Annotated in this window: 14 protein-coding genes; 8 read left to right on the plus strand and 6 right to left on the minus strand. The window is 35.2% G+C overall.

Annotated elements, in window-relative coordinates; genetic code table 11:
* Positions 1-115: 115 nt before the first annotated feature.
* Positions 116-1,795 (plus strand): T9SS type A sorting domain-containing protein, encoded by a 1,680-nt coding sequence (locus NNH57_RS04120; protein WP_108808766.1) that lies wholly within the window; start codon positions 116-118, stop codon positions 1,793-1,795.
* Positions 1,796-1,860: 65 nt separating this feature from the next.
* Here the strand turns inward: NNH57_RS04120 and NNH57_RS04125 are convergent, their stop codons facing one another.
* Complete coding sequence (locus NNH57_RS04125) at positions 1,861-2,565, minus strand: 16S rRNA (uracil(1498)-N(3))-methyltransferase (protein WP_074410231.1); 705 nt, start codon at positions 2,563-2,565, stop codon at positions 1,861-1,863.
* Positions 2,566-2,616: 51 nt separating this feature from the next.
* Entirely contained in the window at positions 2,617-3,639 is a 1,023-nt protein-coding gene (tsaD, locus tag NNH57_RS04130) for a tRNA (adenosine(37)-N6)-threonylcarbamoyltransferase complex transferase subunit TsaD (RefSeq protein ID WP_074410230.1), read from the minus strand.
* A 105-nt stretch (positions 3,640-3,744) separates the two neighbouring features.
* On the opposite strand from tsaD, the gene NNH57_RS04135 reads away from it, so the two are divergent.
* The 7 genes from NNH57_RS04135 (at position 3,745) to NNH57_RS04165 (ending at position 20,033) form a co-directional block, all read left to right on the plus strand.
* Positions 3,745-8,151 carry a translocation/assembly module TamB domain-containing protein gene (locus NNH57_RS04135; RefSeq protein ID WP_234423415.1) on the plus strand — a complete coding sequence of 1,469 codons (4,407 nt, stop codon included), beginning with the start codon at positions 3,745-3,747 and terminating at the stop codon, positions 8,149-8,151.
* 59 nt (positions 8,152-8,210) lie between these two features.
* The gene (gene pfkA, locus NNH57_RS04140) at positions 8,211-9,197 is read left to right on the plus strand and encodes a 6-phosphofructokinase (protein ID WP_074410229.1); all 987 of its coding nucleotides are present in this window, start codon (positions 8,211-8,213) and stop codon (positions 9,195-9,197) included.
* A 629-nt stretch (positions 9,198-9,826) separates the two neighbouring features.
* Complete coding sequence (locus NNH57_RS04145; RefSeq protein ID WP_108808768.1) at positions 9,827-10,099, plus strand: DNA-binding protein; 273 nt, start codon at positions 9,827-9,829, stop codon at positions 10,097-10,099.
* Between the two features lie 310 nt (positions 10,100-10,409).
* Positions 10,410-13,610 carry an RHS repeat domain-containing protein gene (locus tag NNH57_RS04150; protein ID WP_254504109.1) on the plus strand — a complete coding sequence of 1,067 codons (3,201 nt, stop codon included), beginning with the start codon at positions 10,410-10,412 and terminating at the stop codon, positions 13,608-13,610.
* 8 nt (positions 13,611-13,618) lie between these two features.
* Positions 13,619-18,391: a DUF6443 domain-containing protein gene (locus tag NNH57_RS04155; RefSeq protein ID WP_254504110.1), complete on the plus strand. Its 4,773-nt coding sequence runs from the start codon at positions 13,619-13,621 to the stop codon at positions 18,389-18,391.
* A 7-nt stretch (positions 18,392-18,398) separates the two neighbouring features.
* Entirely contained in the window at positions 18,399-18,941 is a 543-nt protein-coding gene (locus NNH57_RS04160) for a hypothetical protein (RefSeq protein WP_074408544.1), read from the plus strand.
* Positions 18,942-19,376: 435 nt separating this feature from the next.
* On the plus strand, positions 19,377-20,033 hold the full coding sequence (locus tag NNH57_RS04165) for an IS1 family transposase (protein WP_132065760.1): 657 nt from the start codon (positions 19,377-19,379) through the stop codon (positions 20,031-20,033).
* A gap of 109 nt (positions 20,034-20,142) precedes the next feature.
* Here NNH57_RS04165 and NNH57_RS04170 read toward each other — a convergent pair whose 3' ends face one another.
* From NNH57_RS04170 to NNH57_RS04185, 4 genes are all read right to left on the minus strand, one after another.
* The gene (locus tag NNH57_RS04170; RefSeq protein WP_108808305.1) at positions 20,143-20,883 is read right to left on the minus strand and encodes a phosphodiester glycosidase family protein; all 741 of its coding nucleotides are present in this window, start codon (positions 20,881-20,883) and stop codon (positions 20,143-20,145) included.
* Positions 20,884-20,889: 6 nt separating this feature from the next.
* Positions 20,890-22,164 carry a metal-dependent hydrolase family protein gene (locus tag NNH57_RS04175; protein ID WP_108808307.1) on the minus strand — a complete coding sequence of 425 codons (1,275 nt, stop codon included), beginning with the start codon at positions 22,162-22,164 and terminating at the stop codon, positions 20,890-20,892.
* Between the two features lie 298 nt (positions 22,165-22,462).
* The gene (locus NNH57_RS04180; protein ID WP_108808308.1) at positions 22,463-25,363 is read right to left on the minus strand and encodes a DEAD/DEAH box helicase; all 2,901 of its coding nucleotides are present in this window, start codon (positions 25,361-25,363) and stop codon (positions 22,463-22,465) included.
* Between the two features lie 151 nt (positions 25,364-25,514).
* The gene (locus tag NNH57_RS04185; protein ID WP_074408537.1) at positions 25,515-26,660 is read right to left on the minus strand and encodes a DegT/DnrJ/EryC1/StrS family aminotransferase; all 1,146 of its coding nucleotides are present in this window, start codon (positions 26,658-26,660) and stop codon (positions 25,515-25,517) included.
* Positions 26,661-26,710: the final 50 nt, after the last annotated feature.

Consider the following 26,710-nt stretch of genomic DNA (forward strand, 5'->3'; position numbering starts at 1 on the left):
CTCGTTAGCAGGTACTCAGAAAAATCAATGGTTAGAGAAAGCTGATTGTACAAGCCCATAACTATGTTGTAAGTATAGAAGAATATGTTTTTAACCAATTTAAATATAAATCATCATGAAAACAATTTTATGTAGTGTAGCCTTTTGCTTTATTACAAGTATGGGCTTTTCACAATTTCAACACACGTTCGGAACAGAAAAATCAGAGATGGGTAGATCTCTTACTCAACTACAGCAAGTTGAAAGGGGATATTTGATAGCAGGATATACTTCAAAAAACTTTATTGGTAGTCTTGAAGCAACTTTGGTCAAAACAGATCTTAACGGTAATCAAATATGGTCTAGAGTATACGGAGGGCAAGATTATGAATATTTTAATTCAGTAAGACAATCCACCTTTTTTAGCCCCAACAATAGAACAGCTTATGTGGCTGCAGGAATTACTCGTAGTTTTGGTTTTGGAGGCGGAGACGCATATCTTATGGGAGCAGATACCAATGGAGCTCTCGTTTTTTCTGCGGTATATGGAGGGCAACAATATGATGCTGCTCACTGTGTGCAAAATAATAGGGAAGTAACAGGAAAACCGGGGTATATCCTTGTTGGTGAAACCAGAAGTTATACAGCATTCCCAGGAGTTAATGTGTATGTTGTTAAAACAGATTTACAAGGAAACCTAATAAGAGCTACAGTAATAGGAGGTAAAGGAGATCAACGAGGTATGTGGATAGAACAAACAAGAGATGGAGGATACATTATTGCAGGATCGACTACAAATTACTGGTGTGGTGTTAGTACTACATTGGCCAACCCGCCTACAGATCTTTTTGTGATAAAACTAAAACCTGACCTTACCATAGAGTGGAACAGAATATTAGGATATCCTAATGAACTAGACCCTACAATGGGGTATAGAAATGTAGCTACTTGTGTAAAACAAGATAGAAATGGTAATTATGTTCTTACCGGGTATACCAATAGTTTTGGGATTAATAATTCTTATGATGCATTTTTACTATACCTGGATGGGGGAGGTAATTTCTTAGGCATGAAAACATATGGAACAGAGAGAACAGAGCTAGGATTTAGTTTAGAAGAAACTTTTGATAGTGCAGGAAACCAGCGGTTTACTATAGTTGGTCAACAAGTTATTTCATCACGTAAAGCTATGCTGTTTCAGACAGATGCCGGGGGTACGTTACAATGGGCACGTGAGTATGGTTATGATAAACAAGAAGGAGGAATGGAAATGGTAACCGATACTTATGATAAAGGATTTGCCTTTACAGGGTATACAACTTCTTTTGGAGCCGGGGCTACAGAAATTTACCTCGTAGAAACCACAGATACAGGTAAGACGGGTACAATATGTGAAAAAGAAATAGATCTAAAAGAAATAAAGCACGAACCTTGTATTGCTAAAAGCGCGCAACAAATCTTTGTAGATGAATATAGAAGAATAGAGCATCCTGCGATTAGAGTAGAATACAAAGAAGATCTCTGCAAAAAAAGTAAAGTTGGACTTACAACAGAAGAGGCTAAGCCATTAGAAACAGATGTAGTTCTATTCCCTAATCCAGTAAATAATCTCCTTACATTAGATGTTGAAAAAACATTTGCGGTAACCAAAATTGAGGTTTTTGATGTGCATGGTAAGATGGTTATTCAAAATACAGAGCCAGGTCAAAAAGACAAAATAGTACTAGCCACAGAAGGCCTGCAACCAGGAATGTATATCGTTAAGCTACGAACTCAAAATGGAGAAACTCGTATGATGAAATTCCTTAAAAAATAAAAGTATTTAGTACTGTAATTAAATAATTAAAAATGAGCTGCTTCTATTATCTTGAGGTAGCTCATTTAATTATTTAAAAAAGCTATGCTATGTACTGCAACGATTGCTGCAGTCTCGGTACGTAATCGGGTTTCTCCCAATGTAACCGGTGTATATCCCGTACTTAATGCTATATCAATTTCTTTTGTCGAAAAATCTCCTTCGGGACCTATAAGAATGGTAGTGTTTACTTTTGGCAGAAGAACACTTTTCAAAGATTGCTTTTTGGTTTCTTCGCAATGTGCTATTAATAACTGATCTTCATTTTCCTGTTTTATAAATTCAGAAAATGTAATAGCAGGGTTTAGCTTTGGTAAATAACATTGCAGCGATTGTTTCATCGCACTTTGCAGGATACGTTCAAATCGTTCTGCCTTGACGATTTTTCGCTCACTGTGATCACAAATAACAGGAGTAATCTCATCGATACCAATTTCAGTAGCTTTTTCCAAAAACCATTCGTATCGATCATTCATTTTAGTAGGAGCTACAGCCAGATGTATTTTATACTTTCTATGCTGTTGTTGCTCATAGCTTTCAATTTTGGCAATACATTGGGATGGATTAGAAAATGTGATGCGAGCAATAAATAAAAAACCATAACCATTGGTAATATGCAATTGATCTCCTTCCTTTTTTCGTAATACTTTGGCAATATGTTTGCTTTCTTCTCTCGAAAATTTTATTTCGCTACTCGATGTTGTTAACGTATGGTTATAGAATAATTGCATTTTATATTTTATGGTCAAAAATCAGGTTATACATTTATATAACACTATAGATTAGAATTGTATTCGGGCTTTGGCTACGACACTCATATCTGTAAAATCTTTCTTCAGATATTTTAAATAGCCTACAATCCCGATCATTGCAGCATTATCTGTAGTATATTCGAATTTGGGAACAAAAGTTTTCCATCCATACTTTTGTTCTCCTTCTTTTAGTGCTTTTCTAATTCCAGAATTTGCCGAAACACCACCACCGATTGCAATACTTTTAATACCGGTTTGTTTAGAAGCTTTTTTTAGTTTATCGATTAGGATATTAATAATTGTATACTGTAGAGATGCACATATATCATTAAGATTTTCAGCTACAAAATCAGGGTTTTCTTTTACTTTTTTCTGAACAAAATAGAGAACAGAAGTCTTAAGCCCACTAAAACTAAAATTGAGATCACCAACTTTTGGCTTAGGAAAAGGAAATGCTTTTGGATTTCCCATCTGTGCATATTTATCAATTAAAGGTCCTCCGGGATATGGTAATCCAAATATCTTTGCGCTTTTATCAAAAGCTTCTCCAACAGCATCATCGATAGTTTCACCAATAATTTCCATATCAAAATGTGCATTAACTTTAACAATCTGTGTATGTCCGCCACTTATTGTCATTGCCAAAAAAGGAAATTCTGGAGTCTCAAACTCATCTTCTTCAATAAAATGAGCCAAAATATGCGCTTGCATATGATTAACATCTATTAATGGGATATCCAGAGCCAGGGCTAATGACTTGGCAAAAGAAGTGCCCACTAATAGGGAACCCATTAACCCGGGGCCTCGGGTAAAAGCAATAGCATGTAAATCTTCTTTCTTTATATTTGCTTGTTTAATTGCCTGATCGATTACTGGAACAATATTTTGCTGATGTGCTCTAGATGCTAATTCGGGTACAACACCACCATATAACTCATGTATTTTTTGCGATGCAACAACATTGGATAAAACCTGTCCATTACATAATACAGCAGCAGAAGTATCATCGCATGAAGACTCAATACCAAGGATGTATATTTTTTGTGGATTCATTATGAGGAAAAGGGCATAGAAATTGTTAATATTGTCAACAAAGTTAAAACAATAAAACGTATCAGGAAATTTAGGAAAATATTGTTAAGGACATTTCTTGTCCTTTTGTCGCTATTTGCATTTTTGGTAGTGCTGTTTTCTATTCCTGCGGTTCAAACCTATTTTGCAGAAAAAGTTACCAATTATCTTAATGAAACCTATGGTGTTGATATTCATATTGACCGAATAGGATTGACTTATGCAGGTAATGTATATCTCGAGGAAATCTTGGTCAGAGACCATCATCAGGATACATTAATATATGCCGGGAGTATAAAAACTTCGATAGGAAGTATTACACAAGTAACCAAAGGCAGACCCGAGTTGGGACAAGTGTCTATAGAAGACCTGATCTTTGATATGAAAATATATAAAGATGAAAGTAGTGATAACCTGATGACGTTTGTTAGAAAATTCAATACAGGGAAAAAACCACCTTCTGAAGAAAAATTCATTCTTTCAACAAAAAATATCGACCTGCAGCGAGGAAAATATAGTTTTACCAATGAGAATTTAAGAAACCCGAAAGCCGTAGAGTATACCGATATTGTTCTTGATGCAGAGAGTCTTTTGGTAGACGGCGATGATGTATATATTACTATTGATGCCCTATCATTTAAAGATTTTAGAGGATTAGAAGTTTCTAAACTTCAAACTTGTTTTACGATAACTTCTACAGATATGAAGTTTCAGGAATTGGTTATAGAAACCAAAGATTCTAAGATCGAAGGTGAAATTCTATTCTCTTATGATGTTGGAGGGTTAAACGATTTTGAAAATAAGGTAAATATTACTGCAGATTTTGATAATGCGACTATTTCTACTAATGATTTGATTCCTTTTTACCGCGAATTCGGAAAAAACCAAATGCTTAGGATGCAAAACACATCGGTTAGAGGAGTGCTTAATGATTTTAGAATAGTTAATGCGAACATTTCGGGATTAGATAGATCCATAATACAAGGAAATATAAGAATTAAAAATGCAGTAAGCGATGCTACAAAATTTGAACTCGAAGGAGATTTTAAAAACTTAACCAGTAATTATTATGATCTGGTGAATTTATTACCAGATGTGCTAGGCACTTCTTTACCACGGCAATTATATCAATTTGGTAGTGTACGTGCAGTTGGTAATGCTATTGTAACTACAAAAGCTGTAGATATAGATATGGATCTGTTTTCACAATTAGGAAAGATTAATGCCTTTGTTTTGCTAGAAAACCTTAATGATATAGAACGTGCATCCTATAATGGAAATATTATTTCTAATAATTTTAATGTCGGTCAGCTATTAGGTAGAAAATCAATAGGAAATTCTGTTTTTGATATTCATGTAGACGGAACAGGTTTTACTTTAAAAAGCCTGGATACTAAGATAGAAGGAGATATTAGTAAACTTGACTTTAATGGGTATACGTATACAGATTTAAAAGCTCAAGGAAACCTTAAAGACCGTGTATTTGACGGTAATCTTAATTCTAGAGATCCTAACATAAGATTTAGTTTTAATGGGGTAGCTGATTTATCACAAGAAATACATAATTACAATTTTAAGGCTTATGTAGATCATATGGATCTTAATAAACTAAACTTATTTACCCGAGATAGTATTTCTGTTTTTAATGGCGATGTATACATGAATATGAAAGGAACGGGGATCAATGATGCTTTTGGGACTATTGCTTTTGAAAAAACACTGTATACCAATCAGGATGCAGGATTTTATTTTGAAGATTTTGAGATCGCTTCAAGTTTTGATGATAAGAATATACGTACCATTACAATCAATAGCCCAGATATTGTAGAAGGTAGTGTAAAAGGAATTTTTAGGTTCGAAAATGTATATGACCTGTTTCGAAATTCTATAGGAAGCCTGTATACCAATTTTGAAGCCACAGAGATTACCGATGATGAGTTTATGGAGTTTAATTTCAATATTTATAATAAAATAGTTGATGTATTCTTTCCAGAAGTTCAATTTGCACCAAATACCAGTATTAAAGGAAAAGTAGAGAGTAATGAATCAGAGTTTAAACTTACGTTTAAATCACCATCGATTCAGGCTTTTGATAATTTTATGGAAGATGTCGATATCCAGATAGATAATAAAAACCCATTATTTAATACCTATATAGCTATTGATAGTATTGATTCAAAATATTATGATGTTTCTGAGTTTAGTTTAATTAATGTAACCTTAAAAGACACCTTATTTATGCACTCAGAATTTAAGGGAGGAGAAAACAATAAGGACAATTTTAATCTGGAGTTCTATCATACAATAAACGAAGAAAACAATTCTGTAGTAGGGATAAAAAAATCTGATTTCACATATAAAGGCCATACCTGGTATGCCAATAGAGAAAAGAGTAAAGCAAACAATAAGATTATTTTTGATAATGATTTTAAGAATATAGATATACGATCGGTAATCTTTAGTTATCTGGATGAAGAGATCAAGCTTAATGGGGTTACCAGAGGTAAAGATTATAAGGATCTAAAAGCAACCTTTGAAAATGTAGATCTCAATAAAATAACACCCAGGATTGATAGTTTAAATTTTAAGGGGAGAGTAGATGGAGAATTATCGGTTCTTCAGGAAAGTGGTAATTATTTACCTACATCTACTATAGTGATTCGAGATTTAGAAGTTAATAAGACACTGCTGGGAGAATTAAGATTTAATGTTTCCGGAAACGAAGATCTTACACAATATAACGTGAATACACGGTTGATTAACAATCAAAAACAAAAAACATTATCAGCCATAGGAGGAATTAATGTTTCAAAAACCAATCCATCAATAGATGTAGATCTGGAATTAGATGATTTCGATATTTCAGAATTTAGTGCACTCGGGGGAATCGTGCTTACCAATATAAGAGGATTTGTTTCGGGAGAAGCAAAAATATCGGGGAGTTATAAAAACCCATCTATGGATGGAATATTGACATTAGATCAGGCCGGACTTACAGTACCCTACCTCAATATTGATCTCGATTTAGATGATAACTCAAAAGTTATTTTAAAACAACAACGTTTTAACTTTGATAATGTTGATATTACAGATACAAAATATAATACCAAAGGTATTCTGGGAGGATATATTGCACATCGAAGATTTTCTAAATGGGAGCTTGGATTAGAAGTATTGGCTAATGAAAGACTCCTGGTTTTGGATACCGAAGAAGACGAAGAATCTCTGTATTATGGTACCGGATTTATAAGTGGCGAAGCAACTATTAAAGGGCCAACCGATGAATTGGTTATCGATGTTAATGCAAAAACAGAAAGAGGCACTATTTTTAAAATCCCGTTAAACGAAACAGAATCTATAGGAGATAATTCATATATCCACTTTTTAAGCCCCGAGGAGAAACGAGCCCGATTAGAAGGAAAAGAAATTGTACTAGACGATATAAAAGGACTAGAACTTAATTTTGAACTTGATGTAAATAATAATGCCGAAGTAGAGGTCGTTGTAGATAAAAGTACAGGGAGTTCGTTAAAAGGACGTGGAGCTGGGACATTACTTATTGAGATTAATACCAATGGTAAATTTAATATGTGGGGTGACTTTGTAGCTTATGAGGGAACATATAATTTTAGATATGGAGCCTTTGTAGAAAAACTGTTTACCGTTAGAGAAGGAGGAACAATTAATTGGGATGGGAGCCCTACAAGAGCGCTTTTAGATCTTAGTGCAGTATACAAGACAGAAGCAAACCCTGCAATATTGTTAGAAAACTCTTCTATAAATCGTAAAATCCCGGTAGAAGTAGTTATAGATCTTCAGGGAGAATTAATTCAACCTAATGTTAATTTTAATATAGAATTCCCCAACTTAAGCTCTGTGATAAAAAGTGAGTTGGATTATAAACTAAGCGATCAATCTAATAAAGAATTACAAGCACTGTCTTTAGTCTCTTCTGGGCAGTTTTACAACGGAACCCTTGATGCCAATGCACTTACAGGTGGTTTGGTGGCAGAACGAGCATCCAACCTTTTTAATAATGTTTTCTCTGATAAGGATGATAAGTTTCAGGTAGGGTTAAATTACGTTCAGGGTGTTAAAAGCTTGGATCAGGAGGATGCAGATCAGTTTGGACTAACGCTTTCTACCCAGATAAGTAATAGAATTCTAATTAACGGACGAGTAGGAGTACCTATCGGAGGAGTTAACGAATCTAGTGTCGTTGGAGATGTTGAGGTAGAGTATCTTTTTAATGAAGATGGATCGCTGAGAGGAAAGATTTTTAATCGAGAAAATACAATTCAATTTGTCGGTGCAGGAAATCAAGGATATGAACAAGGGATCGGACTTTCATACTCAGTTGATTTTGATAATTTTAATGAGTTATGGACTAAGATTTTCAAAAATAAAAAAGCGAAAGATTCTATTGCAAAACCTAAGGATACTACTAAAATTGAAACTCCGAATTTTATTAACTTTACCGAGAAGAACAACTAATCTGTTGAGCAAAGATTTTGTTTCAACTACAGATCAATTTATCTACTAAATATTTAATTATGGCAAAAGAGATAAGAACCATTGGTGTTATGACTTCGGGAGGAGATGCTCCCGGAATGAATGCAGCAATACGTGCTGTTGCGAGAGCATGCGCTTATTATAATGTAAAATGCATAGGGTTTTATCGAGGATACCAGGGGATGATAGAAGGTGATTATACCGTAATGAATGCCAGAAGCGTTCGTAATATTATTAGTAGAGGAGGAACAATACTTAAATCTGCCCGATCTGTAGATTTTAAAACTCCCGAGGGAAGAAAAGCAGCAGCAGATCAGCTTAAAAAAATAGGAGTAGAGGCTATGGTTCTTATTGGTGGCGATGGGACGTTTAGAGGAGGACAGATTTTTAGTGAAGAATATGATATTCCTGTTATTGGTGTTCCCGGTACTATAGATAATGATATTGCAGGGACAAACTATACGATTGGCTATGATACTGCTTTAAATACAGTGATTAATGCGATAGATAAAATACGAGATACAGCCAGTTCACATAATCGATTGTTTTTTGTTGAGGTAATGGGGCGTGATGCTGGGTTTATTGCTCTAAATAGTGGAGTAGGTGCAGGAGCAGAAGAAATTTTAATTCCCGAAGAAGATTTAGGGCTTGACCGATTATTAGAGTCATTAAAACGCAGTAAACGATCGGGTAAATCGTCGAGTATAGTTGTGGTAAGTGAAGGCGATAAAACAGGGAAAAATGTATATGAATTGGCAGACTATGTAACAGAAAACCTACCAGATTACGAAGTAAGAGTCACTGTCTTAGGACATATGCAACGCGGTGGATCCCCATCATGTTTTGATAGAACACTAGCCAGTCGATTATGTGTTAAAGCGGTAGAATTACTTCTTGACGGAGAGAAAAATGTAATGGTAGGGATTATTAGTAATGAAATTACCGCAACCAGTTTTGATGTTGGTCTAAAAGAAGGCCACGAAATTAATAAAGAATTACTTCGCATTTCTGATATTCTTTCTACTTAAAATTTTTATCCCACTTCAAAATATAAATTTTACCTGAACTACAATTAAGATTGTAACATGAGACTTTTAAAAATTTGATGCATTAGCATCATTTTTTTCTCATTTTATTACGAAAACCTTTCAAGTTTGTGTTTTTTCTGAAATATTGATTTTGAAAACGATTTGTATTTAAGTGTTTTAAAATCAGTATTTTAAACATAATGAAGTAAGTCGTGTTTGATAAATACCGACTTACTTTTCTTGTTTTTGATTACGTTGTAACCGTACATTTGAGGAAACAAAAAAATAGTAAGATGACCCAATACAAAGGATACCAAAAGAAACAGATTTATAGCAAATATCCTAAAAGGATGTATATAACAAAACACCTTTTTTAGCCCCATTACGTACCTAATGTAAACTACCCCATAATTGCATTAAACAATGACTAATATTCTCATTACTTTGCCTTAGATAATGTATTAGGAAATACGTGCTGTGTTGAACGAATAGCAAAATATGACATGTCATTATGCTTTTAGAAAAAGCATATTGAGGTTATGTCGATGTTTAGAAAACATCTTTCCTTGCATTTTTAGCACTTATATCAAAGTTCTAATGCATTATCTGGGTTTAATCTGCAACTCATTATGAATAGTATTATCAAACAGATCGAACTTGTAGAACGTATTGATCAACTTATTCGATTGCAAGCAACAGGATCACCAGAAGAACTGTCCTCTAAATTAGGGATCTCAAAAACCAAACTGTACCGCATTATTAATACAATGAAAAGTTTAAACGCTCCTATCGAGTATGACATCACGGTACAAAGTTTTGTATACGCCGAGCCCGTTGATTTTACTTTTGGGTTCTATACAAAAGATCGAAAAACAAATATTATTAACCCTTTTATAGGGTAGCTAAGAGAACGGTTAACCCAAACCAAATATCAGATACCAGATACCTAAAACCCCTTCGAATTTATTTTTAAAAAAACTTTCATTTTTTTTTCTCAGTCCCGAAAAACGAAACTGGGATGCTTTAATATTGCATTGGGAATACGATTAAAAAAACAAAAAACAAGTTCATTTATAATGCTTTACCTGTGTTTTTAGACGCTTACTAAAGATGACTTCACCAGTATAGAGTTTCTGGTTTGTTTTCATAGTTGGTTAGGAGTTTACTATGGGTAAGCAATTGAACAATTCAATCATTACAAAAATTACTTTTATGAAAAAACAACTTTTATTCTTTGTTTTTATGCTGAGTGCTGTGATGGCGGGTCAGGAGTTACCAGATCTGGCTCCTCCTACTCCAGAGGTAGCCGCTATGGGTAAGTATCTTGATGTGCCTGTGAGTCTTTTTACAGGTACTCCTAATATTTCGATTCCACTGGCCAGTATCTCCGAGGGAATACTGAATGCTTCGGTCTCTGTGAGTTATCATGCTTCAGGGATTAGAGTAGGTGAGATGGCTTCCCGAGTGGGATTGGGCTGGTCACTTCATGGCGGAGGTATGATCTCCCGCCAGGTTCGCGGTATTGCCGATGATCACACCGAAGGCTTTATTAATACCAGTAACACAATAGATCATTATTTTGCCCAGGATGCCAATGGGCGATCACAATTATTTCAATCCGCCATATCAGACAACCAGGATTTTGAATCAGATGTCTACCATATCAATGTCGCCGGGTTGTCCGGCAAGTTCTTTTTTAATCAGAACGGTACTATCGTTATGCACCAAAAGAGTGATTTAAAGATTGTGGCGCTTCGGGATGGGATTACCATTTCAGGATGGCAGGTGACCACCCCAGAAGGAGTGCTCTATAGTTTTGGAGAGATTCCGGGAACTACTCAACAGGTAGCTGAAATCAAGGAGACCCGTTTTTTTTCGCAAGGAACTAATTTACCTTCAAAAATTAGTGTACATACTACGGGATGGTACTTAACTCAGATTTCTGATTATCGCGGGAATCAAATTAATTTTAACTATACCAAGGGGACTCAGCAGATTACCTATTGGAATATAACGGGGCAAAGTAAAAATTTAATAGGAGTTGGATCATCGTGTAGTAGCAGTACTGCAGCAGAGCCTGTTTCTTTGACAGAAGATAAGTATACCCCTACCTATTTATCATCTATCACTACTACTCAAGGCAGTATTGTTTTAGAATATAATGATACCCGTATAGATCTTAAAAATGACAAAGCGCTTACTGGGGTCAAACTGTTAGATAGCAACAATGTTACTATTGATCGATATGTATTGGAACAAGGATATTTTACTTCTGCTGGAGGTATGGAGCATTTATTGAATTATGGTGATACAGATCAGCGTACCAAGCGCCTTTATCTTAAAACCATCACCCAACAAAAAGGTAGTACAGATAATAAAGTTCATCGTTTTACCTATAACCAGGCTCATCAATTACCAGAGCGTTTTTCGTTTTCACAGGATTTATGGGGGTATTATAATGGAGTAAATAATGCTAAACTATATCCTGGTATTGTGTATGTTCCTTATACTTCTGCTGTAGAGGTAGCAGGAGCAGATAGAACCGTAAGCGAATTGCATACCAAGGCTTTATTGTTAGAAGAGATTGTTTATCCCACAGGAGGAAAAAGCAAGTTTATTTTTGAATCCAATACCTTATCAGGGAATCAAGATTTTTTTATAGGAACCAAAATGGTAGACCAACAAATCCCAGGAGCCCAGTTGCATAACGACGCTTCACAACCCGGGGCTACTTTTTCTACCACCTTTACCCTTAGTGAATCTACTGATGCCTATTATAGTGTAGCAGCAGAAACCTCCTGTCAATACAGTAACAACGATTGTCCGGCGATACGTTTATATAAAGACGATGCTATTATAACGACTTTTAATACCGCCAATGAGACTGGTATTGAGCGTTTATCTGCTGGTAGCTATACTATAAAAATTGAAAATGGTCCATTTCAAACGGGGAATACTGTGAGTATTGCTTTTACTCAAAAAATAGCCATTAATGCAAGCCAGGCCAATGAAGCAATAGTTGGAGGCTTACGAATAAAAGAAATTCAGTTTATGGATCATGATAATACCATGATTAACAGCAAAAAATATGACTATCAAAAGTTTGATGATGCTACAGTATCCAGTGGCAGGTCTTTAAACCCTCCAGTTTTTGTATCGCGTAGGATCCCTTTTAGTGACTGTAGCCAGGATGTTTTACGATCAAATTCAATTTTTCCACTCAATGGTCAAGGTGGTTCTCATGTAAATTATACAAATGTTACCGAATATAATCAGGGTCAAGAAAATGGAAAAACCCAGTACATCTATAGCTACAGTGCAGATGGGAGTATTAATGCTACTAATGTATTTGATGGTATTGGTAATTTGATGGTTCCTGCAACAGATTATTCACATCGTAGAGGGCAGTTATTAGAAGAGAAACAGTATCGATATGAGAAATCAACAAGTAAGTTTACCATAGCTGAAGCCACAAAAACGATCTATACCCCTACCGATGATTTACGAACACAAAACCTGATGATGGGTAAGGTTGGAGATCTTAATGAACATGCAAGATATGATAACATCAGTGAACGCTATTTACCCTCTGGTACAGAAACAACAACATATTATCCGTCGGGAGATGTAAAAACGACGACTCAGTATAGTTATGATATAGGGTATCAGGGGAGAACCATCCCTATAGCAACTACCACTACCAATAGTTTTGGGGAGACGATAACCTCTAAACGCTTTTTTGCAGATGATGTAACCTCTGCTACCGCTCTTGGAGCACCTCTTACTACCGAGGAGTATACGGCAATAGGTACTCTTAAAAAGAGTAGTAGTTATCGTATAGGAGAGCCTATCCAGCAAGAAACCTGGGTAGGGGGTCAACAAGTAAGTGTACAACGTACGACATATAAGGTTTGGAATGGTATGACCTTACCCAAGACGATTCAAGCCTCTAAATCAGGAGGGGCCCTGGAAGATCGTATCGAATACCTCTCTTATGATGCCAAAGGGAATCCCTTAGAGGTAAAACAATCAGAGGGGAGTCACCTTATTTATATCTGGGGGTATCAGGATAGTTTTCCTATTGCCAAGGTTGTAAAATCCAGTTATACGGCGGGTATGCCAGCAGCAGTAACGAGTTTGATTGATCAGTTAAAAACGGTTTCAAACAGTGAAGATACTACCGCAAAAGAGCAAAGCATGCGAGATCTGGTGGCTCAGCTTCGGGCACATCCTTATTTTGCAGATGCACAGATTACTTCCTATACCTATGACCCACTGATAGGGGTAAGCTCTGTTACCGATCCCAAAGGATATACTATGCATTATAGCTATGATACCTTCAATAGATTGGAATATGTAAAGGATGATGCCGGAAAGCTGATTTCAGAGAACAAATACGGGTATAAAAAATAAGGAAAACAATGAGAAATACTAAGATACAACAGTATATAATTTTGCTTGTCCTAATGATGAGCAGTACAATGATGTTCTCCCAGTTTGGGGGTGGAGATCCTGTTTTGGGAGATTGTGGTATTACTTCTTACCGTGATGCCGATGGTGATGGTTGGGGAGATTATAACAACAAAACCTGCCAGCTTACCATTCCCAGTGGATATGTTTCTAAATACGGAGATATTAATGATAATAATCAATGGATTACCAATATCCCACCTAAGAACTTTTATAGAGATGCGGATGGAGATGGTTGGGGTAATCCCAATATAGTAACCTATCGTAGTGTACGCCCTTCTGGTTATGTAACCAATAATAGTGATAGAGATGACAGTACCAGTCTGATTACCAATATTGCACCTCGACATTTTTATAGAGATGCCGATGGCGATGGATATGGTCATCCTGGTATAAGCACCTATCGCAGTGTACAACCCTCTGGATATGTAACCAATAGTAGTGATTGTAATGATGGCAGTAGTGCCATACACCCTAATACAGTATGGTATAAGGATAGTGATGGTGATGGTTTTGCGATTGCAACAAAAAAGCAATGTAGCAGCCCGGGAGCAGGATATACCCTTAGTGTGCTTCCGGTTACCGATTGTCATGATGGCGATAGTAGTTTAAACCCTAATACGGTTTGGTATCCTGATGGTGATAGTGATGGCTGGGGAACGGCCTCTGATTTGGGAGCGGTAAAGAGACAATGTAGCCAACCAACCGGTTATACACAAAAGGTAGGAGATTGTAATGATCATAACATTAATATCCACCCCGAAACCGTTTGGTATAAGAATAGTGATGGTGATGGTTTTGCCAGTACCTCTAAGGTGCAATGCATCAATCCGGGAGCAGAGTATACTTATGAAGAATTACCTCTGGGAGATTGTAATGATAGTGATGCTGCTATCCACCCTAATACGGTTTGGTATAAGAATAGTGATGGGGATGGTTTTGCCAGTACGACCAAAACCCAATGTAGTAATCCGGGAGCTGGTTATAGCTTAACGGTAAAACCACTGGGGGATTGTGATGATAGTAATGCAGCTATCCACCCCAATACGGTTTGGTATAAGAATAGTGATGGTGATGGTTTTGCCAGTACGACCAAAACCCAATGTGCTCATCCAGGTAGCGGCTATAGTTTAACGGTAAAACCCCTGGGAGATTGTGATGATGGTAGTGCTGCCATCCACCCTAATACGGTTTGGTATGCAGATACCGATGGAGATGGTTTTGGGGATCCTAATGTTTTAAAACAACAGTGTATTCAACCTGCGGGATATGTATTGAATAATAATGATCAATGTCCAGAAAAATCAGGCCCCCAACAAGGCTGTATTTTTATTCCTCACCAGCTTTATCTCTCTAATGAGAACTATGTGTTTACCCGGGTGTATCAAAAGCCCATGACCTCACCAGATGAGCTACATTATAATAAAGATGTGGTAGAGAGTGTTACTTACTTTGATGGATTGGGCAGAACCAAACAACAAATAGCGATCAAAGCTTCACCCGATGGTAAAGATATTGTAACCCACATCGAGTATGATGAGTATGGCAGGCAAGACAAACAATACCTGCCTTTTGAGTCGAATACTAGCGTTGGCAGTTATAAAGATGTTGATATTGTTAACGATATTAACCAGTATTATGAAACTAAGTACGCCGATGATTTTATCGGAGTAGCAAAAGATCATAAGGATTTTAATGCCTATTCAGAAAGTGTGTTTGAAGCTTCTCCTCTTAACAGAGTAGTAGAACAGGGAGCTCCGGGTAAGGATTGGAAGGCTAATAAAGATAGTGACACAGATCATACGATTAAATTTAATTGGGATACCAATATCGCTAATGAAGTGGTTACTTTTAAGGTAAATTTTGCCAACCCTGGTGATACAGAAACCCCAGCCTTAGTACAAGATGGTTTTTACCCTGCCAATCAGTTGTATGTTACCATCACCAAAGATGAGAACTGGACTGCGACAGATGGCAATAACCATACGACCAAAGAGTACAAGGATAAACAAGGTAGAGTGATCTTAAAAAGAACCTATGCTTCGACAAGCTCAGCAACCCCAGAGGCGCATGATACCTATTATGTATACGATAGATTTGGGAATTTAACCTATGTAATCCCTCCTAAAGTAACTACAAATGACGGTGTATCAGATAATGAGTTATCTGAATTGTGCTATCAATACAAATACGATAATCGTAATAGGCTTATCGAAAAGAAGATCCCTGGTAAGGATTGGGAGTATATTGTGTATAATAAACTAGACCAACCTATTCTTACTCAGGATGCCAGTTTAAGAAAAGAAATGACGGGTAAGGCATGGGATCAATGGTTGTTTACTAAATACGATGGCTTTGGTAGAGTGTTGTATACAGGAACGGTTATTAATGGGAGTAACAGAAAAGTTATTCAGAACAGAGTAAATGACGCTACAACCCCACAGTATGAGTCTAAACTAGATTCTCCTATTACTATTGGGGGTACAACTGTTTATTATTCTAAAGATGCATATCCAACAAGTATCTATAAGGTGTATACCATCAATTATTACGATGATTATACTTTTGATCTTGTAGGACTAACCAATCCCGGTACCGTATATGGTGAGACTGTTCTTAACCATACAAAATCTCTACCCACAGGAAGTAAAGTGCGAGTGCTAGACACCAATGATTGGATTACTACCGTTACCTGGTATGATCAAAAAGCAAGACCTATATATATCGCAAGTAAAAATGAGTATCTAAACACTACAGATATTATAGAAACCAAGTTGGATTTTATAGGTAAGGTAGAAGAAACTACTACTAGACATAAGAAAGGTAATAATGCTGAAATTGTTACCATAGATACGTTTACGTATGATGATATGGGTAGACCGTTGATACAAACCCAAAAGATCAATGATCAAGGGGTTGAAACTATTGTTGAAAATAGGTATGATAAATTAGGACAGTTAGAACGTAAGAAAACAGGAGGTGGATTACAAGAGGTGGATTATACCTATAATGTACGAGGTTGGCTTACTAAGATCAACGATCCTAATACAGCTCTTGGAAACAAGCTTTTTGCTTTTAAAATCAATTACAATACACCACAACATGGAGCTACGGCATTGTTTAATGGTAATATCTCTGAAACTACTTGGAAAACTGCAAATGATAATGTAGAGCGACATTACAAATACAGCTATGATGCTTTAAACCGAATTACCGATGCAAATTATAATAGTCAGGATAATAGTGAGCAGGATTGGTTTAGGGTTTTTGGGATTACCTATGATAAGAACGGTAACCTAAAATCATTAAAAAGACATAAAAAAGAAAATGTGGCATTGGATTACCTATCCTATACTTATGATACAGGGAATAAACTCTTAACTGTAGAAGAACAAATCGATGGAGCCAGTGGGTTTGAAGATGGTACCAATACCAATGATGATTATACCTATGATGCCAATGGTAATATGACTATAGATCAAAACAAAGGGATCACAAGCATTATCTATAATCATTTAAACTTGCCTAAAACAGTTACAGTAAATAATGCTTCTCATAATGGAAATATTACCTATATTTACGATGCCACTGGGGTAAAATTAAAAAAGATTACAACAGAGGGAAGTTCTTTAACAACAGAGTATGCCGGGAATTATGTTTATAAGAATGGCGACCTGGAGTTCTTTAACCATCCAGAAGGTATTGTAGAACATGAAGCAGATGGATATAAGTATGTATACCAGTTTAAAGATCACTTAGGGAATATTAGGTTATCGTACAAAGATGCTGATAAGAATGGTGCTATAACGCAAAGTGAGATCGTGCAGGAGAAGAATTATTATCCCTTTGGGATGACTCATTCTGGATATAATACTACATTACGCGGGAGAAATCATAATTATGGTTTCGGTAATAAAGAAGAACAAGATGAACTTAGTTTAGCATGGTTAGACTTTGGAGCTAGGAATTATGATGCTTCTTTAGGTAGATGGATGAATATTGATCCATTAGCAGAAGAGTTTTATACTTACTCACCATACAATGCAATGATGAATGACCCAATTGGATATATTGACCCAGATGGAAGGTCAGCAGAATGGGTCCCTGGTACAGATGGAAAAGCTATAACTTATTCTGAAGATGCAAACGGGAATTTAACTGTAAGTGATAATGCTACCGCTGACACAAAACAGATAGTTGCAGGTATTAATGAGTCTGGTAGTGAAACTGCCAAAAATCAATTTAAAGGAGTTGCTGATAGCGAAGGAAAAGTAAATCTTGTTGTTAATAAAACAGATACTGGAGCAAATGGTATATCTTTAAATGGTTTACATCAACCACACGATGCAGATGGTAATGCTTTAAATTGGGATTCATCAACACAAAGTTTTGATGGTGTAGCCGATACATTTGTTGATTCAAATGGAAATACAGTTTATACAGAAGCTACAATAACAATTTTTGAATCAAATTTTAATAATGATTCTCAGAATAAATTTGGAGTATTGGGAAAAACAAGTGTTTGGGATAGTGGTTTAACTAAGTCTAACACAATGACAGGAACATTTGCACACGAAGTTGACCATAATTTAAATCAAAATACTGTTCAAGCAGTTATAGACCGAGGAAACGGAGTAGAAAACAATTATAGTGTTGAGCCACCTGCGTATAAAGTCCAGAAACAAGTTCATCAAGAAATTAAAGATAATCGTAAGAAAAATTAAATATATAATGAAAGTAATGTTAGTTTCTATATGCTTGTTAGTGTTTTTAAGTTGTGCAAATACCCAAAAGACTAATCTTTACGATAAAGAAAAAGTATTGACAGAGTTAAATACTGTATTAAACAATTCAGTTCCTGAATATAAATCAATTACAGATATTGGTTTTTCAAATACTGACAAAGGTGTGACTATTGGCTATACAATTCGAGATTTAACAGATACAACTAATATAAATAAGAGAACACCTGATGATAAGGGAGACGGTATTAAGTTTATAGAAAACCACTTCTACCACTTTGCACCAGTTATAATGTCAATGTCTTATAGTCATATTGCATATTTAGAAGATGGAAATATAAAGATTTTTAAATCTATAAACTGCATTGACAAAGGAGACGATTTTGATAAATTTATAGCATTTGCAAAAACAAAATTGAAAGGAAATAATGATGTTTTAGAAAACTTAGAGAATTACAGAGACTTTGGAGAATATTTAATTGAAGACAATTATGGTATGACTGTCAATTGTAAATGTAAACCTTGCGAATAGAGAATATCCCTGTCTCCCCCCTGCTGCTCCTAGCGTGTAATTAATCGCTCCCGCTATGCCTCTTGGCTAGTGGCGTCAAATATTGGTAGGTAAGAGTAATAAATAAAAGTCACAATTGATAAAAAGATTGTGACTTCTTTAGTTTAATAATATGTTATATTTACGATGCCACTGGGGTAAAATTAAAAAAGATTACCACAGAGGGAAGTTCATCGACAACAGAGTATGCAGGTAATTATGGGTAATGTCCCAAACTGGTGCTTTTGAGAAAAAGCATGTTTTTAAAACTGATTACCAATTATTTATAACATAAACAAGCCTCTTTATTGAGGCTTGTTTATGTTATTTGCACTACTTAACATTGCTTAGAAGCTATTAAATAAGGGTTTTGTATTGCTACATGGGTCTAATTGGTGCTTGGTTATATTTGCAGCTATGAATTGTAAAAATTGTAACCAATCAAATTGCATAAAGCGAGGTAAGAGAAATGGTAAACAACGCTATTTCTGTAAAGATTGTCATACTTCATTTCAAAACTCATACTCTTATAAAGCATATCAAACCACAACAGATGCTTTAATTAAAAGTTTACTCAAAGAAAGCTGCGGTGTTTTGAGTATTGCTAGAATTATAGGTATTTCAAAAAACACAGTATTATCCAGGATGCTAAAAATTAGCCATCAAATTAAAGTTCCATGTTTTAATAGGTTAGGTTGCAAATTTGAGGTCGATGAGCTGTGGAGCTTTATTGGCAGTAAGGATAATGTAACCTGGATTACCTATGCTATAGAAAGAGAGACCAAAAGTGTTGTTGATTTTTTTGTAGGTAGAAAAACAAAAGATACGATCAGGCCTTTGATAGATAAATTATTGCTATTACATCCTAAGAGCATTTATACCGACCGATTAAATATTTATCCGGGACTGATCCCTAAAGAAATTCATAAAGTGTTTCGGTATTGTACCAACAGGATAGAGCGTAAAAATTTAACCTTACGTACTCATATTAAAAGAGTATCAAGAAGAACGATTTGTTTTTCGAGAAACAAAAGATATCTCATAGCACATTTGCGAATCTATTTTTGGGGATAGTTTTTATGATTAAGAAAACTGCTTCTACCTCGATTTGTTATTGATAAACTTTACTATTTTAATACTTTGTATTCATGGATTAAGCACAATGTCTTTCCTCTTAGATCTATTATTTTGTTTTAGTTTCTCCTATGATTACTCCAAAGTTTCCATCTAATTGATTCCAGTTTTTAGAAGGTAGATATACTCTGGATACAAAACCATCCAGATATAATGCATTTTTGCAACCGTTTTGCTTAAAATAGGAGGCAAAATCATAAAAGTTTGTTTTCTCATTAGAGATTGCAAAAAGTAAATTTCCATTGGGTAAGATTCCTACTCCGTTTCTAATATGAACATTAGAAGATCCTTTTCTAAATTTAGGATGGATTTTTCCATTAATCAAAAGCATAGGACCAGATTGTGTAGCATATTTGATGTGCTCATTACGCACAAACATCTTTGTGGTACAAATGACGGGTTTGTTTTTATTCGTCAAATAGAATATCCCATTGGGCTGAAGATAAAAATTACCATATCCACTTTGGGATGTATCGATCCTGGTTTTGGTTTTTCCATTTTCAATATAAAGCCCCTGGGGGGATAGGTCCTTATTATACATCCCCCCGTTCATTGCGAAAACCAATTCCTTGTTTTCTTTTTCAAGTTCTGATTTTAAATTTTGAAAACTTTTGTAATTCGTAGCGTTCTTATTTTTCCAATAGAAATGTAATTCTTGTTGCAATGGATTTATCTCGTAGCTTAAAAATGTGGATTTTTTAACCTGAGTTTCTGATTTCTTAACAAAAAAGAAACTGGTTAATAGTACCAGAGTCCCAAGTATTACTATAGAACCAATGATTTTTTTCATTACATACTACTTCTTATATATTTTTCCATCTTTCATTACAAACACTACATTCTCCATAGTGCTTATTTTTTGAGTCGGATCATCATTTACGGCTACAATGTCGGCTAAATAGCCAGGAGTAATTTGCCCGATCTGATCTTGCATATTCAGGATTTTGGCGTTGGTGGTCGTTGCACTTTGTAAGGCAGCCATTGCAGGCATACCTGCTTCGACCATAAAACCAAACTCTTTTCCGTTTTGTCCGTGTTTAAATACTCCTGCATCAGTACCAAATGCGATACCTACACCACGATCATATGCTTTTTTAAATGTATTTTGGATTTTTGGCCCAATCTCTAGCGCTTTAGGAACAATAATAGCAGGATAGTAATCATCGATAGCTGCTTTTTCGGTAACTTCTTTTCCGGCAGTAATAGTAGGGACCAGATAAGCATTATGCTGTTTCATTAAATCCATAGTTTTTTCACTCATTAATGTACCATGCTCAATAGTTTTTACACCTCCCAGAATAGCACGTTGCATTCCTTCATCACCATGTGCATGTGCGGCAACATGAAATCCATAATCTTTTGCAGTCTCGCATATCGCCTTAATTTCTTCTACAGTAAACTGAGGGTTAGAACTACTTTTTGCTACACTTAATACGCCGCCTGTAGCTGTAATTTTGATAAGATCTGCACCATTTTTATAGCGTTGTCGTACTGCTTTTTTTGCATCTTCGATACTATTTACTACACCTTCTTTTGGGCCAGGGTCACCAATTAATGATCTTTTACTACCGTTAGTAGGATCTGCATGTCCACCAGTTGTAGCCAGAGATTTGCCCGCTGTAAATACTCTAGGGCCTTTTATGCGTCCGCTTTTAATTGCTTTTTTAAGCGAAATGTTTACTCCGCTTCCTCCTAAATCTCGCACGGTAGTAAAGCCTGCCATTAGTGTCGTTTTAGCAAACTGAACCGAATTAAAAGCGACATCTGCTTCGCTATCTGTATATTTTTGTAAATATGCCTTTGGATTTGTTTCGCCTTCTAGATGTACGTGCATATCGATCAAGCCAGGCAGAACAGTTTTATTTTTAAGGTCAATAGTGATATCGTTTTTTTTACCGGTAATAAAACCATTTTCGACTTTAATAATTTTATTTCCAGAGATGACAATCGTTTTTTCGGTATGTACTTTGCCTGCTTTGGTGTCGATTAGTTTTCCGCATTGTAAATAGGTGTTTTGAGCAAAAATAGTCGTGCTTATAAATACAAAAAGGACTGTGTATAGATATTTCATGTGTGATAATGTGAAAAGTTACTATAAATTAAAATTGAGTTTTGAATATACAAAAGGAACAATTTAAAATAAATTGTTGTGATTAAGAGGGTGATTATGATTTCTTTTTGAAATATGGGGTTAGTTTTTATAGACCTCACGGGTTTCACAAACCTGTGAGGTCTTATCGATGACCTTGAATGCGTTAGGGATAGAAGCGGTATCCTTTTTATTATTATTTCTCGAATAACTTTTCGAAATAATAATAAAAAGATATAGCGAATAGCCTGCCTCGAACGCCAAAATAACTATAAAGATATTACGTTAATAACTCGTCCAGGTTTTGTTCTATATACTGGGGGATGGCATTAATATCGATAATCTCATCAGATAAACCTTTTTTCTTTTCTTGTAATTGCAGTATTTTTTCTTCGATCGTATTTTTAGTAATAAATCGGGTGACCATTACATTATTGGTTTGTCCTATACGATGTGCTCTGGCAATCGCTTGCTTTTCAATAAACGGGTTCCACCACGGATCTAATAATACTACATAAGATGCTTTGGTAAGATTTAATCCAACACCTCCCGCTTTTAACGAAATAAAGAACAAATTGATATCATCATTTTGTTGAAACTCATTTACAATAGCTTCTCGATTAGTACTCTTGGTTTGCCCAGTTAACGTTAGATAGGAAATATTATTTGTCGTACACCATTCTTGATACAGATCAAGATGAGAAACAAAAGAACTGAACACAAGTACTTTTTTATTGGCTTTGACGAGTGTGCTTAGGTAATGCGTAACATCCTGAAATTTTCCTGATTGATCTTTTGTTTTATCATCTACAAGTTTAGGATGATTTACAATCTGGCGAAGTTTGGTGAGTGTATTAAGAATATGGATCTTATTTGTCGAAGTTGGATCGATACCCAACAGTAGATTTCTGGCTGCAGATTTCTGAGATTCGTATTGCTTTCCCTGTTCAGAAAGCATTTCTGTGTATATAGTTTGTTCTGACAATTCGGGAAGATCTTTGGCAACCTGTTCTTTGGTTCTTCTTAATATAAAAGGATCTATTAATGCTTTTAACTCTTTGATACATTCTTGATCCTGGTGTTTTTCTATCGGAATTTTAAAGCGATCCTTAAAAAAAGGATAACTACCTAACATTCCTGGGTTAATAAATTCCATCTGAGACCAAAGATCGGATAATGAGTTTTCTATCGGTGTACCACTCAGAGAAATCTTATGAGTAGTATGTATATTGTTTATCGCCTGAAATATTTTAGACTCTTTGTTTTTGATCTGCTGGCTCTCGTCTGTGATCAGATAGGTAAAATTAACTTTTTCTAAGGCAGTGATATCTTTTGATACCGTAGTATAGGTGGTAAGAATAATATCGTAAGTCTCTAGATATGGAGTGATTTTTTTACGATCAGAACCTGTGTATTTAACGATATTGAGGTGGGGGGCAAAATTTAATATCTCCTGTGCCCAATTAAATACCAGAGAAGAGGGGAGTACGATCAAAGCTTTGAGATAGGTCTTTACCTCTAGAGGATCACTAAACAATTCTAATCGAATTTTCTCAACCTTTTCATCTATAGGTTCTAGCTGTTCTTTTGCATATACCAACATTGCAATAGTTTGCAAAGTTTTTCCTAATCCCATATCATCTGCTAAGCATGCACCTAATTTGTTGTAATGATGATTGACCAACCATTGCACTCCTTCTTCCTGATAAGGACGCAATGTTGCTTTAAGTTTTGCTGATGGTTTATAATGATGACTGGTAGCATCTTCTATACTAATTTCTTCTGGCGGAATAATCTCCTTTAACAAGATGTAATTACTTTTGGTGATACGTATACTTTTATCTTGTATCTGACCAAAATCTACAAGTTTTTTATATCGCGTCATCCATTCGTTAGGGATAATAAAAACCTGATCTTCATCAATTGGAAAAAAACGATTATTTTGCTTGATATATGGTATAAATTTTGAAAAAGGAATTTCCTGATCTCCAATGGTAACAACTCCTTTAATATCAAACCAATCATTCTTTTGTTGACTGCCGATTTCAATGGTATATGGAGCAATATTAACTGTCCTATCATCCAATAGAGGTAGTTTTATCTCAAATCCATCAGCTTCTAATTGGGCTTTGTTCGATTTTAGCCAATTCAGGATTTCAAAAGGATCATCAGAAGCTTTAGTTTCTAATAGTAGGTTATTATTTACCTGCAGCCCTTTGGATGTGAGTAGACCAATGATTTCTTGTTCGGCTTTTGGATCACGTTTGGTTTGAATAATCTGAATTTGATCATCATTTTCTAGACGCACATTAGAAACCGTAGTTTTTGCACTATTATAATCAAAAAGAATAGTATTGTATTCAAAAATGACCTTAATCACATAAGTATTCTGGATAAAATCCTGGATGATTTCTATCCCATAAGATGCCATGTTTTTATGTGTAATGATATCAAAACCATGAGTTATAACATCTATATTTTTGATTATTGGGATGATTACTTTTTCCAGGTAAATTTTGATATGTTTATGGGCAATGGTAATTTTTTCTTTATCAAAAAAGGGTTTTAATTTATTAGCGTTTAGGTTTTCAATTTGATATAGGTATTTATCTACAATAATCCAGGAAGGCTCATTAAGTAGTATGCTAATATCATTATTTTTAGGAATAATGAGTGTGTCTTTATTTTTTAGAGAAAAAGCATATTCAATACCTTCATCTGTCTTAGTGAATTCGAGTATAGGTTTGAGTATCGTTTTACCAATCGATAATTTATGATTTTCGAAAGGATCTTTTCTTTGAGCATTACTGGTTATTGCATATTGATGTGTAACAACCAAGGAATAGAAAACAGATAATTTTTTATTTATATAATCAAGTACAACTTCTTTTATTTTTGGATCTTTTAATACATCTGAGAAACGTAAACTTTTCCTCCTTTTTACAGGCATAAATTGTTGTTCTAATGTTTTGATTTTTAGATGAGAACATATCTCTAACAATTGCTCATGAGGAGTGTCCCGAAATTCTATATTGTAGCTTTCTAAAGTTTCGGGGATTGCTTGTTTTTCTACATAACCAAGATGCCCATTAGTTATTGGTACTACATATGCTTCTGGTAAGAGCGGGATTTCAGAAAAATTATGATCAACAAGATTATAACAGATGCAAAGTGAATCCATGAAAAAGGAATAAGTTTAAGAGATTAAATTAGGTGTTGAAAAGATTAGATTTCTTTTTCTTCTTTCATTTCAAACAAAGTCGAAAAACATCAAAGAAATTCTTCTTCAATGTTTTTCGACTTTATCTAATTTTTTTAGTTTTTTAAATATTTTAGATTGTGACAGATTTGCCTACAAAATCGATAACAGTACTAGTGATAAAATCAATTTGTTCATCATCTAATTCTGTATGCATTGGTAAAGAAATTACTTCTTTTACCAACTGATTGGTTATAGGGAAATCGGCTTCATTATAGCGTTTATCCTGATATGCTTTTTGACTGTGCAGAGGGATAGGGTAATAAACACCACAAGGAATTCCATTATCATTTAGATGTTTAACCAAAGCATCGCGATCTACATCGATCACTCTAAGCGTATATTGATGAAACACATGTGTGTCTTCTTTATCAATTATAGCAGGAGTAATAATATGTTCCTGATCGGCAAAAGCTGTCGTATATTTTTTTGCTGCCTCTCGTCGGGCATCATTATAGCGATCCAAGTTAGGAAGTTTTATTCTTAGCACTGCTGCCTGTATAGAATCCAGACGAGAATTTACACCTACAACATCATGATGATATCTCGTATACATTCCGTGGTTTACAATTCCTCTTATGATATGTGCCAAATCATCATCATTAGTAAAGATAGCACCTCCATCTCCATAACATCCTAAATTTTTGGAAGGGAAAAAAGAAGTAGAAGCTACATGGCCGATCGTTCCTGATTTTGAAGTGTTTCCATCTTTAGAATGGTAACTTCCTCCAATACCTTGGGCATTATCTTCGATTACATATAAATCATGCTCTTTGGCAATAGCCATAATGGCATCCATATTGGCGGACTGCCCAAATAGATGTACAGGTACAATAGCTTTTGTCTTAGGAGTAATTGCTTTTTTTATAGCTTCGGGATCAATATTAAAAGAATCTGGCTCTACATCTACTAGTACAGGAGTAAGCTGTAGTAAGGCAATTACTTCTACTGTAGCAGCAAAAGTAAAATCTGCCGTTATTACTTCATCACCAGGTTGTAGACCTAGTCCCATCATGGCAATCTGTAATGCATCGGTGCCATTTGCACAAGGAATAACATGTTTTACACCAAGATAATCCTCTAGTTCTTTTTGAAAACTATGTACTTCGGGGCCATTAATAAAAGCTGTAGATTGCACAACATCCAGAACAGATGAATCTATGCGTTCTTTGATTTGTTCATATTGACCCTTAAGGTCAACCATTTGTATCTTCTTCATAAATGTTTTATTGTAACCTCACGAAAGTACAAAATATTGATACTATTGCC

Source organism: Aquimarina spinulae (genome assembly GCF_943373825.1).
GTDB lineage: Bacteria > Bacteroidota > Bacteroidia > Flavobacteriales > Flavobacteriaceae > Aquimarina > Aquimarina spinulae.

Excerpts from the sequence above, each read along its gene's own strand:
- NNH57_RS04180 (WP_108808308.1), bottom strand. The coding sequence starts at position 25,363 with ATGGATTCACTTTGCATCTGTTATAATCTTGTTGATCATAATTTTTCT.
- NNH57_RS04125 (WP_074410231.1), bottom strand. The coding sequence starts at position 2,565 with ATGCAATTATTCTATAACCATACGTTAACAACATCGAGTAGCGAAATA.
- NNH57_RS04160 (WP_074408544.1), top strand. The coding sequence starts at position 18,399 with ATGAAAGTAATGTTAGTTTCTATATGCTTGTTAGTGTTTTTAAGTTGT.
- tsaD (WP_074410230.1), bottom strand. The coding sequence starts at position 3,639 with ATGAATCCACAAAAAATATACATCCTTGGTATTGAGTCTTCATGCGAT.
- NNH57_RS04175 (WP_108808307.1), bottom strand. The coding sequence starts at position 22,164 with ATGAAATATCTATACACAGTCCTTTTTGTATTTATAAGCACGACTATT.
- NNH57_RS04170 (WP_108808305.1), bottom strand. The coding sequence starts at position 20,883 with ATGAAAAAAATCATTGGTTCTATAGTAATACTTGGGACTCTGGTACTA.
- NNH57_RS04145 (WP_108808768.1), top strand. The coding sequence starts at position 9,827 with ATGAATAGTATTATCAAACAGATCGAACTTGTAGAACGTATTGATCAA.
- NNH57_RS04155 (WP_254504110.1), top strand. The coding sequence starts at position 13,619 with ATGAGAAATACTAAGATACAACAGTATATAATTTTGCTTGTCCTAATG.
- NNH57_RS04120 (WP_108808766.1), top strand. The coding sequence starts at position 116 with ATGAAAACAATTTTATGTAGTGTAGCCTTTTGCTTTATTACAAGTATG.
- NNH57_RS04185 (WP_074408537.1), bottom strand. The coding sequence starts at position 26,660 with ATGAAGAAGATACAAATGGTTGACCTTAAGGGTCAATATGAACAAATC.
- pfkA (WP_074410229.1), top strand. The coding sequence starts at position 8,211 with ATGGCAAAAGAGATAAGAACCATTGGTGTTATGACTTCGGGAGGAGAT.
- NNH57_RS04165 (WP_132065760.1), top strand. The coding sequence starts at position 19,377 with ATGAATTGTAAAAATTGTAACCAATCAAATTGCATAAAGCGAGGTAAG.
- NNH57_RS04150 (WP_254504109.1), top strand. The coding sequence starts at position 10,410 with ATGAAAAAACAACTTTTATTCTTTGTTTTTATGCTGAGTGCTGTGATG.